This is a genomic window from Streptomyces albicerus, from assembly GCF_008905045.1.
GTDB classification, from domain to species: Bacteria; Actinomycetota; Actinomycetes; order Streptomycetales; family Streptomycetaceae; genus Streptomyces; species Streptomyces albicerus.
Genome location: NZ_VWMY01000024.1, coordinates 153,628 through 164,860 on the forward strand (window position 1 = coordinate 153,628; position 11,233 = coordinate 164,860).

The 11,233-nt window shown below is 70.3% G+C and carries 11 protein-coding genes; 5 read left to right on the forward strand and 6 right to left on the reverse strand.

Annotated features, from left to right (window positions below):
- Positions 1-14 precede the first annotated feature (14 nt).
- The 6 genes from GAS53_RS22910 to GAS53_RS22940 all read right to left on the reverse strand — a co-directional run bounded on the left by GAS53_RS22910 (position 15) and on the right by GAS53_RS22940 (position 5,044).
- Positions 15-1,250, reverse strand: coding sequence for an acyl-CoA dehydrogenase family protein (locus GAS53_RS22910; RefSeq protein WP_151479541.1), 1,236 nt, complete (start codon positions 1,248-1,250; stop codon positions 15-17).
- A gap of 7 nt (positions 1,251-1,257) precedes the next feature.
- Entirely contained in the window at positions 1,258-2,280 is a 1,023-nt protein-coding gene (locus tag GAS53_RS22915; RefSeq protein ID WP_151479542.1) for a phosphotransferase family protein, read from the reverse strand.
- Between the two features lie 204 nt (positions 2,281-2,484).
- Complete coding sequence (locus GAS53_RS22925; protein ID WP_151479543.1) at positions 2,485-2,817, reverse strand: DUF202 domain-containing protein; 333 nt, start codon at positions 2,815-2,817, stop codon at positions 2,485-2,487.
- Entirely contained in the window at positions 2,814-3,206 is a 393-nt protein-coding gene (locus GAS53_RS22930) for a YidH family protein (RefSeq protein WP_151479544.1), read from the reverse strand. Before GAS53_RS22930 ends, GAS53_RS22925 begins: the two co-directional genes overlap by 4 nt.
- A 362-nt stretch (positions 3,207-3,568) precedes the next feature.
- Positions 3,569-4,099 carry an NUDIX hydrolase gene (locus GAS53_RS22935; protein WP_151479545.1) on the reverse strand — a complete coding sequence of 177 codons (531 nt, stop codon included), beginning with the start codon at positions 4,097-4,099 and terminating at the stop codon, positions 3,569-3,571.
- A gap of 27 nt (positions 4,100-4,126) precedes the next feature.
- Entirely contained in the window at positions 4,127-5,044 is a 918-nt protein-coding gene (locus tag GAS53_RS22940; protein WP_151479546.1) for a DMT family transporter, read from the reverse strand.
- A gap of 146 nt (positions 5,045-5,190) precedes the next feature.
- On the opposite strand from GAS53_RS22940, the gene GAS53_RS22945 reads away from it, so the two are divergent.
- From GAS53_RS22945 to GAS53_RS22965, 5 genes are all read left to right on the forward strand, one after another.
- Entirely contained in the window at positions 5,191-6,849 is a 1,659-nt protein-coding gene (locus tag GAS53_RS22945) for an FAD-binding dehydrogenase (protein ID WP_151479547.1), read from the forward strand.
- Between the two features lie 243 nt (positions 6,850-7,092).
- On the forward strand, positions 7,093-8,043 hold the full coding sequence (locus tag GAS53_RS22950) for a tetratricopeptide repeat protein (protein WP_151479548.1): 951 nt from the start codon (positions 7,093-7,095) through the stop codon (positions 8,041-8,043).
- A gap of 35 nt (positions 8,044-8,078) precedes the next feature.
- Positions 8,079-9,644 carry an APC family permease gene (locus tag GAS53_RS22955; RefSeq protein WP_151479549.1) on the forward strand — a complete coding sequence of 522 codons (1,566 nt, stop codon included), beginning with the start codon at positions 8,079-8,081 and terminating at the stop codon, positions 9,642-9,644.
- Between the two features lie 171 nt (positions 9,645-9,815).
- Complete coding sequence (locus GAS53_RS22960; protein ID WP_151479572.1) at positions 9,816-10,487, forward strand: molybdopterin-dependent oxidoreductase; 672 nt, start codon at positions 9,816-9,818, stop codon at positions 10,485-10,487.
- Positions 10,488-10,503: 16 nt separating this feature from the next.
- Positions 10,504-11,124: a cytochrome b/b6 domain-containing protein gene (locus GAS53_RS22965; protein WP_151479571.1), complete on the forward strand. Its 621-nt coding sequence runs from the start codon at positions 10,504-10,506 to the stop codon at positions 11,122-11,124.
- Positions 11,125-11,233 lie beyond the last annotated feature (109 nt).

Genomic DNA, 11,233 nt, shown 5'->3' on the forward strand with positions numbered 1-11,233 from the left:
CGGCCCCCGCCGGGTCAGACGACGTACTTCTTCAATTCGTGGCGTGCCAGGGAGCGCTGGTGCACCTCGTCCGGGCCGTCGGCGAGTTTCAGGGTGCGGGCGCCGGCCCACAGCTCGGCGAGCGGGAAGTCCTGGCTCACCCCACCCGCTCCGTGCAACTGGATCGCCTTGTCGATGATGTCGACGACCGTACGAGGCGTGGCGATCTTGATGGACTGGATCTCGGTGTGGGCACCCTTGTTGCCGACGGTGTCCATCATCCAGGCCGTCTTGAGGACCAGCAGACGCAACTGCTCGACGGCAACGCGCGCGTCGGCGATCCAGTTGTGGACGACGCCCTGCTGGGCCAGCGACTTGCCGAAGGCGGTACGTGAGACCGCCCGTCGGCACATCAGCTCGATCGCCCGTTCCGCCATGCCGATCAGCCGCATGCAGTGGTGGATCCGGCCGGGGCCCAGCCGCGCCTGGGCGATGGCGAAACCGCCGCCCTCCTCGCCGATGAGGTTCGAGATCGGCACACGCGCGCCGTCGAAGACGACCTCCGCGTGCCCGCCGTGGGAGTGGTCCTCGTAGCCGTACACCTGCATCGCGCGCTCGACCGTGACGCCGGGTGTGTCGCGCGGGACCAGCACCATGGACTGCTGGCGGCGGATGTCGGACCCTTCGGGATCCGTCTTGCCCATCACGATGAAGATCTTGCAGTCGGGGTTCATCGCCCCGGAGATGTACCACTTGCGGCCGGTGATGACGTACTCGTCGGTGCCGGCCGTGCCGTCGGTGGATCGCTCGATCAGCGTGGTGATGTTCGTGGCGTCGGACGAGGCCACCTCGGGCTCGGTCATCGCGAACGCCGAGCGGATCTCACCGGCGAGGAGCGGCTCCAGCCACTGCTTCTTCTGCTGCTCGTCGCCGAACTGGGCAAGCACCTCCATGTTGCCGGTGTCGGGCGCCGCGCAGTTCAGCGCGGTCGGCGCCAACTGCGGGGAACGGCCGGTGATTTCGGCGAGCGGCGCGTACTGGAGGTTCGTCAGCCCGGCCCCGTACTCGGAGTCCGGCAGGAAGAGGTTCCACAGACCCTGACGGCGGGCCTCGGCCTTCAACTCCTCGACCACGGCGGGGGTGTCCCACGGGGAGGCGAGCCGACCCCGCTGCTCATGAGCAACGGCCTCGGCCGGATAGACGTACTCGTCCATGAAGGCGAGCAGCTTGGCCCGCAGCTCCTCGGTGCGCGCGTCGAATGCGAAGTCCATAGTCCGGTCAGCCTTCCTGAAGAGTGGTCAGGCCGTGCTCGATGAAGACGGGGACCAGGTCGCCGATGCGGTCGAAGCCCGCGCCGACGGTCTGGCCCAGCGTGTAGCGGTAGTGGATGCCCTCCAGGATCACGGCGAGCTTGAACCATGCGAACGCCGTGTACCAGGCGACGGCGGACACGTCGCGCCCCGAGCGCGCGGCGTACCGCTCGATCAGCTCGGCCGGCTCCGGGTGTCCGGCGGCCATGGCGGTCGTGGAGACGGGGGAGTCGGGCGTGCCCAGCGGGATGCTGTACATCACCAGCAGCCCCAGGTCGGTGAGCGGATCACCGAGCGTCGACATCTCCCAGTCGAGGATCGCGTTGATCCGGTCGTCCTCGCCGATCAGCACGTTGTCGAGCCGGTAGTCGCCGTGCACGACCGTGGCCGTGGGGGAGTTCGGCAACTCGCGTCCCAGCGCGGCGTGCAGCTCGTCGATCCCGGCCAGCTCGCGGTTGCGGGAGGCGTCCAACTGCTTGCCCCAGCGGCGCAGTTGCCGGTCCAGGAAGCCCTCGGGGCGCCCGAAGTCCGCGAGGCCCACCTCGGCGGGGTCCACCGCGTGCAGCTCGACCAGCGTGTCGACGAGGCCGAGCACCGCGCCGCGCGTGCGCTCGGGACCGAGCGGCGCGAGCTGTTCGGCGGTCCGGTACGGCGTGCCCTCCACGAAGTCCATGACGTAGAAGGGCGAGCCCAGCACCTGCTCGTCCTCACACAGCAGGATCGGGCGCGGGACCGGCACCGCCGTCGGGTGCAGCGCGCTGATCACGCGGTGCTCGCGCTTCATGTCGTGCGCGGTGGCCAGCACGTGGCCCAGCGGGGGGCGGCGTACGACCCACTTCGAGGTGCCGTCCGTCACCGCGTACGTGAGGTTCGACCGTCCGCCCTCGATCAGCCGGCCGGTCAGCGGGCCGTGGACCAGGCCGGGCCGCTCGCTGTCGAGCAGGCCGCGCAACCGGTCGAGATCGAGACCTGGCGGGTGGTCTGCGCTCATCGTGTTTCCTCCGTACGCCGGAAATCAGGACTCTCCACATGATGCCGACCGGTCGGTATGCCGTCCAGTGCGGAGACGAAACGTGATCGGCGTCTCGGTCGTGACCGTAGTCGACGTGGTCGACGTGCGTCACCGCCGAGTGGCCGCAGCCTTCGCCGTGCTCGTGCCCGTGCCCCTCGTGGGCCACGGGTCGGCAGTGCGCCCTCAGAAGACGAGGACCATCGCGCAGACGGCCAGCGCGACCGTGCAGAGAACAGCTGCGCTCGCATGTCCGGGTGTGAGCACAGTCGGCTGACCGCTCTCGGACAGGGCCCGGATTCGCCGGTGTGCCACGGCGAGAAAGCCCAGCCACAGCCCGCAGAACAGCGCGCACACCACGAATCCCGCCGCGCTCGGCCCGCCACTGAGCGCCGCTTTCACGGCGAGTACGGCCGCCACGGTTGCCGCCAACGTCGTACGCCGCCACGCGAGCCGCGTACGCTCCGGCTGCAGGCCGGGGTCTCGACCGATCCCCGACTCCTGGGCGGGCCCGGTCACCCCTCCCACCCGACCAGTACGACCACCACCATCGCGACGGCCACGACGGCTACGCAGATGCTCAGCAGCGCGGGGAAGCGCGACACCGGCAGATCCTCGCCCTTGCGCATCGCCCGCTCGCAGCGGATCCAGTGATTCACGGCCCGCAGCGCACACAGCACCCCGGCTCCCAGGAGCCCCAGAGCCAGACCGACCCGCCAGGCCCACCTCAAGTCGGGCAGGAACTGATCCACGGCGAACCCGCCGCCGATCAGTGCGAGCGAGGTCCGCAACCACGCAAGAAACGTCCGCTCGTTGGCCAGCGAGAACCGGTAGTCGGGGGTGGTCCCCTCCTCTTTGATCCGCTCAGGCGCGAACCACAACCGGACGTTCCGCACAAGTTCGATCACGCGCAGACCCTACCCGTGGCTGGGCTGTCGGGGTCCGTGGGCGGGTGGGCCCACCGGCCGGCGGGCGCCGTGCCGACCGAAGGGGACGCGGCGGTATGTCGCAGTTCGCCGCCTAGAGCTCCCGCAAGCAACCCGGGCCTGACGATGCCGAGCCGTACGCCCCGCTGCGACGAACCCGACGTACCGCCGCGTCCCCGTCACCACCCCACGCCAGGCGCAGACCACCCACTCACCCGCACAAACAACCCGACCCCAGCCACCTCGGGGGCGCGGGGAACTGCGCGCCCAGCCCCCACCCACCCGCAGACGAAACTCAGCCCGAAGCCTGTTCCCGATACGCCCCCACCCACCCGCAGACGAACTCAGCCCGAACCCCCCGAACCCCGCTCCCGATAAGCCCGCAGCCGCGAATACGCGGACAAGCCGTCCGGCACCCACTCCCACTCCGCCAACCGCCGCCCCACCTCAGCCTCCGGCAGGAACCCGTACCAGGCGACCTCCTCGACCTGAGGCTTCACCGGCAGGTCGCAGCGCACCTCGTAGACGGCCGACCACCAGCTCTTCCCGGCCCCGTCGTCGTACAGGAACTTGAACAAGAAGACCGGCCGGGGGAGCCCGGAGACGCCCAGCTCCTCCTCGGCCTCCCGCAGCGCCGCGTCGTCGTAGGTCTCGCCCGCGCCCACGACCCCGCCCACGAACATGTCGTACAGAGAGGGGAACACCAGCTTGGTCGGAGTGCGCCGGTGCACGAACAGTCGTCCCTCGCCGTCCCTGACCTGGATGAACGCACACCGATGCCGCAACCCCCGGGCGTATACGTCACCGCGCCGGGCCTGCCCCACCACCTCGTCGTTCTCGTCGACGACGTCGAGGATCTCGTCAGCAGAGCTCATACGGCCATCAAAGCAGCCCGCGCCGCATCAGCGAGGCTGAAGATCCCGCACGCGCACCTTCTTCTTGGGTTCCCGGGGCTCCTTGGCCGCGGTCCCGCTGGGCATCGCGGGATGCAGCCCCAGCAGGACGACCCCCACCATAATCCCGGCGAGGCCCCCGGCCTCCCAGGCCAGCGCCCCCGCGTCGGTCCGCAACCGGTCGCCGAGGAACCCGACGCCACAAGCGATCCCGGCCAGCGGCTGCGCCGCGGTGAGTGCGGGCAACGACATCCGCAATGGGGCCGTCTCGAACGCGCTCTGCACCAGCACGAGCCCGGTGATCCCGAGGGCCACGACCCCGTACACCTGCCAACTCGTGGCGAGCGACAGCCAGCCGCCGTCGGAGAAGCGCTGTCCGCTCACGCGGGTGAGGGCGTCCTGGACGCCGTACAGCAGTCCCGCCGCCATTCCGAGCAGCACCGGGCCCGCGCTCAGTCGGGACCGCTTGGCGTATGTGGTGAGCAGGAGCGCGAGGCCCACCATCACGCCGATGATCATCCAGTGGCGGAACGGATCGGTGACGGCGTCGCCGCCCTCCGGCTGACCGGCCACGATGAACGCCGTCACCCCGCCCGCGAGCAGCAGAAGCCCCGCCCAGCCCTGCCGTCCCAGCGGCTGGCGGGTCTGGCGGCGGGAGAGCAGGAGCGCGAAGAGGAGGTTGGTCGCGAGGAGAGGTTCGACCAGGGAGATCTCGCCGTTCGACAGGGCGATCGCGCCGAGCACCATGCCGACGACCATGAGCCCGATCCCGCCCAGCCAGCGCGGCACCCGCACCAGGTCGAGGAGCAGTCGGGGGGAGAGGAAGTCGCCCAGCGGAGCGTGCGCCGCGGCATTCTGCTGGAGGACGAATCCGAAGCCCAGGCAGCAGGCCGCGCTCACGGCGAGGACGAGAACCAGAACCGACACGCTGCGTACCTCAAGACTTCGGGCGGGGAGGGTCGCGGAGTATCCGGCGACTGTAGCCGAGTAGGTCCCACCCCGGCAGTTGACTGGGTCACTCCGTTGCCCAAGGATCTGACCGACCAGTAATAATGCCCAGAAGGAGCCTGCTCATGGCGTACGACGCAGATGTGATCGTGATCGGGGCGGGCCTTGCCGGGCTCGCGGCGACCGCGGAGCTCGTCGACGCGGGGCGCAAGGTGATCCTTCTCGACCAGGAGCCGGAGCAGTCGATCGGCGGCCAGGCGCACTGGTCGTTCGGTGGCCTGTTCTTCGTGGACTCGCCCGAGCAGCGCCGCATGCGCATCAAGGACAGCCATGCGCTGGCCCTCCAGGACTGGATGGGCACCGCGGCCTTCGACCGCCCGGAGGACCACTGGCCCCGGAAGTGGGCCGAGGCGTACGTCGACTTCGCGGCCGGTGAGAAGCGGTCCTGGCTGCACAAGCAGGGGGTTCGCTGGTTCCCCGTGGTGGGGTGGGCCGAGCGCGGCGGTTATGACGCGAACGGGCACGGCAACTCCGTGCCCCGGTTCCACATCACGTGGGGCACGGGTCCGGGTCTTGTCGCGCCCTTCGAGCGGCGCGTACGGGCGGGCGTCGCCCGTGGTCTCGTGCAGCTCAAGTTCCGGCACCGCGTCACCGGGCTGTCGCGCAGCGCGGGCACGGTGGACACCGTGAGCGGCGAGGTGCTGGAGCCGTCGGACATCCTGCGTGGCCAGGCAAGCGGCCGCACCGTCACGGGCGCCTTCGAGTTCAGGGCCCAGGCCGTGATCGTCACGTCCGGCGGCATCGGCGGCAATCTCGATCTCGTGCGCGCCAACTGGCCCGAGCGGCTCGGCAACCCGCCCGAGCGGATGATCTCCGGCGTGCCCGCGCATGTGGACGGTGAGATGCTCGGCATCGCGGAGGGCGCGGGTGCGCGGCTCATCAACCGCGACCGCATGTGGCACTACACCGAGGGCATCCAGAACTGGAACCCCATCTGGGAGAACCACGGCATCCGCATCCTGCCCGGACCCTCGTCGTTGTGGCTGGACGCGCGGGGGCGGCGGCTCCCGGTGCCCCTCTTCCCCGGCTTCGACACCCTCGGCACGCTCGAGCACATCATGAAGACCGGGTACGACTACACGTGGTTCGTGCTCGACCAGAAGATCATCGGCAAGGAGTTCGCGCTCTCGGGGTCGGAGCAGAACCCCGATCTGACGGGCAAGTCGGTCAAGGGTGTCTTCCAGCGGGCGCGGGCCGATGTGCCCGGGCCGGTGCAGGCGTTCATGGACAACGGTGTTGATTTTGTTGTGGAGCGGGATCTGGGCGCGCTCGTCCGTGGGATGAACGCCCTCACCAAGGAGCCGCTCATCGACGAGGCGGCGTTGCGGCGTGAGATCACAGCGCGCGACCGGGAGATCGTCAACCCGTTCACCAAGGATCTTCAGGTGACAGCCATCCGCGGGGCCCGCGCCTACCTCGGCGACAAGCTGATCCGTACGGCCACCCCGCACCGCATCCTCGACCCCAAGGCCGGCCCGCTCATCGCCGTGCGCCTCAACATCCTCACCCGCAAGACGCTCGGCGGCCTGGAGACCGACCTGTCGTCCCGTGTGCTGACCGAGGGCGGAGACCCGCTGCCCGGGGTGTACGCGGCGGGGGAGGCGGCCGGGTTCGGCGGCGGCGGTGTGCACGGATACCGGTCCCTGGAGGGGACGTTCCTCGGCGGCTGCCTGTTCTCCGGGCGTACGGCGGGGCGGGCGGCGGCGAAAGCCGTGGGTTCGTGAGTGGAGGGGCGGGCGGCTGAGGACGGGCTCAACTTCGGGCTGTCGACGAGTGGTTGACGCGTGTAACGCATCTGTCAGGCTTGACGTGAACCATTGGCTCAGGGTTGGCTGTCCGTAGTCAATCACTGACAAAAATCAACAGTTGACCACACGCTGACAACCCGTCATACCCTGCTGCCCAACCGTGGCAACCCGCTGAAAAATCAATCGTCGGCAAACCGCGTCGTGTGAGGAAGTCCCGCGGTGTCTCCACCCCCGCCACCCCTAGGCCGCGGCCGCAAGCGCGCGGCCCAGGCCTTCGACGCCGCGCTCGACGACGCCGAACTCGTCGCCGCCCGCGCCGCGTTGGCCCAGGGCCGGTGGACCGCCGTACGCGGCCTGCTCGTCGCGACCGGCGACGACTGGGACCGCCGCGGGCACCGCGTCACCACCCTGGCGCAGGAGTCGAGCACCCTCGCCTGGGCGCGTGACTGGCTGGTCGCCGAACCCGAGTCCGGTGACGCCGCCGTACTGCTCGCCCTCGCCACCGTGCAACGTGCCCTGAACGGCAAGGACAAGCCCGCCCGGGCGCGCGAGGCCTGCCGTACCGCGGCCGCGCTGCTGCCCGCCGACCCCACGCCCTGGCTCGGTCTGCTGATGCTGGAGCGGGTCCTCGGCAGCGAGCAGGACGTGGTCCAGCTCTTCGACGAGGTCCGCCACCGGTACCCCGACCACCACCACGCCCACCATCTGATGGTCGCCCGGCTCGCCGAGCGGCGTCCCGAGGCCGGGCAGGACCCGCTGCACGAGGTCTACGACTTCGCGACCTGGTCCGCCGAACAGGCGCCCGCCGACTCGCCGTTGGCGATCCTGCCGGTCGTCGCGCACGCCGAGCGCTATCGCGTCCTGGCCGCCGCCGGGGCCGAGTCCGCCGACCCCGTGGCCTCCGGGCACTGGGTCGGGCGCCGGGCCCGTCAGGTGATGAAGACGGCCTTCGACTGGTGGCTGGAGTGGGAGCGCGACGACCACCCGCGCAGCCATGTCGACCTCAACTTCCTTGCCCACGCCAAGTTCTGCGAGGGCCGGGGCGCCGAAGCGGCCGCCCTGTTCCACCGCATCGGACCGTACGCGACCCCGGTGCCGTGGTCGTACCCCGACCGCGATCCGTACACCGCCTTCCGTGCCGCGCGCGACAGCGTGCTCGGCACGGTCTGAACGACACCCCGGCAATCCGAAAGGACAACCCCGCCATGACGACGGGCAGTTCGAACACATCGAGTACTGCGAGCACGGGCAGACCGGCCGCCGCCGACAGCGGCATCAGCACCTTCAAGGGTCAGGACCGGGCCCTGCGCTCCGACCGGCTCGGCACGGGGGGCCTGCTGCTCTCCGTGCTCGCGGCGACCGCGCCGCTCATGGTCGTCGCGGGTGTCATGCCCACCACATTCGCGGTGATGGGCATCGTCGGTCAGCCGCTGCTCTTCGTCATCCTCGGCATCGTGCTCGTCCTCTTCAGTGTCGGGTACGCCGAGATGAGCCGCCACGTCCACAACGCGGGCGCCTTCTACGCGTACATCTCCCGCGGCCTCGGCGGCACGGCCGGCTCGGGCGCCGCGGCGGTCGCGCTCGTCGCGTACAACGCCCTCCAGATCGGCATCTACGGCATCTTCGGCTTCGAGGTGTCCGGACTGTTCGCCACCTACCTGGAGGTCGAAGTCGCCTGGTGGATACCGTCGTTGGTGGCCGCTCTGGTCGTCGGCGCACTCGGTTGGCTGAAGATCGACGTCAACGCGATCGTGCTCGGTGTGCTTCTGGTCATCGAGGTGCTGCTCGTCGTGATCTTCGACGTCGCGGCCGTCGCCGACCCCGCGAAGGAGGGCCTGTCGCTGCACGCCTTCAACCCCGACACCCTCACGGGGGCGGGCCTCGGCACCGCGCTGTGCTTCTGCGTCGCCGCCTTCCTCGGCTTCGAACAGGCCCCCGTGTACGCCGAGGAGACCAGTCGTCCGCACGTCCTGGTCCCGCGCGTGATGTTCCTCGCGATCGGCTTCGTCGCGGTCTTCTTCGCGCTCAGCTCCTGGGCGCTGACCGTCGCGGCGGGACCCTCCGGAATCGTGGGCACCTCGCAGGAGCAGAGTGCCGGGCTGCTGTTCTTCCTGACCGAGGCGCGGCTCGGTGAGACGTTCACCGACGTGCTCCATGTGCTGTTCGTGACCGGCATGTTCGCGGCGATGCTCAGCTTCCACAACGTCGTCGCGCGGTACGCCTTCGCCATGGGCCGGGAGGGCCTGCTGCCCTCCGCCTTCGGCCGGACCACGGGTGCGAGCGGCGCGCCCGGTACGGGGTCGCTGTTCCAGACGGTCGTCGCCATGGTGGTCGTCGCGGTGTTCGCCGTCGCCGACGACAAGCCGGCCGGCGACCCGACCGCGCCCGTGCTGCACCTCTTCACGTGGATGGGCAACATCGGAGCCCTTGGCGTCATCCTGCTGATGGCCACGGCCTCGCTCTCGGTCGTCGTCTTCTTCGCCCGCCGGGGCGCCGCGCGGGCCCAGGCCTGGCGCCTCGCGTCCTCCGCGATCGCCGGCGTCTCGCTGATCGTCATCGCCGTCTACACCGTCAAGGACTTCGACGTCCTGGTGGGCGCGGGCCCCGGCTCCTCGCTGAGCTGGGTGCTGCCCGGTGTGATCGTGCTGGCCGCCGTCGTGGGCGTTCTCCAGGGTCTGTTCCTGCGCGCCCGCAAGCCCCAGGCACACGCCGGGATCGGGCTCGGCAACGAGGCGTTCCAGCTGGAGAAGGCGGCGGAGTCCGGCTCCTGAGGCACTCGCTGCCGGAAAGCCCGTAAGAAGTGATTACGGAACTCTGACGGGCACCCTTGACCCCTGGCTTCCGGGGGCCGGGGGTGCTCGAATCAGTGTGTGAACCCGGAACGATCGTCAGCGGCCGCGGATGAGCCGGAAGCGGGCGGCACCCCTGTGGGGCGGCGGCTCATGCTCGGGATGCTCGGGCTCGGCGCGCTCGGAGTGGCCGCCGCGCCCACGCTCCAGCGCGGCCTCGAGTCCTTCCTCGGCAGCGCCGCGGACAAGGACCCCACCGGCCTGACCGGCCTCCTGCCCAACGGCGGCGGCTTCCGCTACTACTCGGTCGCCTCGTCCGTCCCGCACAAGAACGAGGACAGCTACCGCCTCACCGTCGACGGCCTGGTCGACCACCCCACCACGTACACGCTGGCCGACCTGCGCGCCCTGCCGCAGACACGGATGGTCCGCGACGTCCAGTGCGTCACGGGCTGGCGGGTGCCCGACACGCCCTTCGAAGGGGTGCGCCTGTCCCGGCTGCTGGACGCCGCGGGTGTGCGCCCTTCGGCCGGGGCGGTGCGGTTCACGTGCTTCGACGGTACGTACACGGAGAGCCTGACCCTGTCCCAGGCCCGCCGCGCCGACGTCCTGGTCGCCCTCCGCATGCAGGACAAGGACGTGAGCCACTCCCACGGCGGCCCTGTCCGCCTCTACGTCGCGCCCATGTACTTCTACAAGTCCGCGAAGTGGCTCTCCGGCATCACCCTCACCAAGGACGTCCGGCCCGGCTACTGGGAAGAGCGCGGGTACGACGTGGACGCGTGGGTGGGCCGCTCGAACGGACGTGACGATGACGCGACCTGAGACCGAACAGCTGGAGATGCCCGCGCCCGGGGATCCGGCGGATCCGGCGCGCGTACGCCGCTTCTCGCGCGCCGAACGCTGGGTGCACCGGGTGACGGCGCTGCTGATGGGGCTGTGCGTGCTGACCGCGGCCTGCCTCTACCTCCCCCAGCTCGCCGAACTCGTCGGCAGGCGCGAGCTGGTGGTCAGGGTGCACGAGTGGTCGGGGCTGCTGCTGCCGGTGCCCGTGCTCGTCGGGCTCGTCTCGCGCGCCTTCCGCAAGGACCTGCGGCTGCTCAACCGCTTCGGGCCGCACGACCGGGTGTGGCTGCGTTCGGCGCTGCGGCGTGACGCCCGCCCCGAGTCGCGGCCGGCCGGGAAGTTCAACGCCGGGCAGAAGACGTACGCGGCCTGGATCGCCGGTGCCGTCCTGGTCATGCTCGGTACCGGGCTGCTGATGTGGTTCACGCATCTCGCCCCGCTGGTCTGGCGCACGAGCGCGACCTTCGTTCACGACTGGCTTGCGCTGACGATCGGCATCGTCCTCGCGGGCCACATCGGCATGGCCCTCGCGCACCCGGAGGCCCGACGCGGGCTCCGGACGGGGTCGGTCAGCCGGGAGTGGGCGGAGCGGGAGCATCCGCTTTGGCGACCGTAGGGGTGCGTTGAAGGCTGCGGGCCGGTGGGGGCTGGTCGCGCAGTTCCCCGCGCCCCTAAAAGACGGGGCTGCGCCCCTGTCTTTTGTCTTCAGGGGCGCGGGGAACTGC

What these genes read in the sequence shown, in the direction of transcription:
- GAS53_RS22935 (WP_151479545.1), bottom strand. Translation starts at nt 4,099, where the DNA reads ATGAGCTCTGCTGACGAGATCCTCGACGTCGTCGACGAGAACGACGAG.
- GAS53_RS22955 (WP_151479549.1), top strand. Translation starts at nt 8,079, where the DNA reads ATGACGACGGGCAGTTCGAACACATCGAGTACTGCGAGCACGGGCAGA.
- GAS53_RS22965 (WP_151479571.1), top strand. Translation starts at nt 10,504, where the DNA reads ATGCCCGCGCCCGGGGATCCGGCGGATCCGGCGCGCGTACGCCGCTTC.
- GAS53_RS22960 (WP_151479572.1), top strand. Translation starts at nt 9,816, where the DNA reads ATGCTCGGGATGCTCGGGCTCGGCGCGCTCGGAGTGGCCGCCGCGCCC.
- GAS53_RS22945 (WP_151479547.1), top strand. Translation starts at nt 5,191, where the DNA reads ATGGCGTACGACGCAGATGTGATCGTGATCGGGGCGGGCCTTGCCGGG.
- GAS53_RS22915 (WP_151479542.1), bottom strand. Translation starts at nt 2,280, where the DNA reads ATGAGCGCAGACCACCCGCCAGGTCTCGATCTCGACCGGTTGCGCGGC.
- GAS53_RS22910 (WP_151479541.1), bottom strand. Translation starts at nt 1,250, where the DNA reads ATGGACTTCGCATTCGACGCGCGCACCGAGGAGCTGCGGGCCAAGCTG.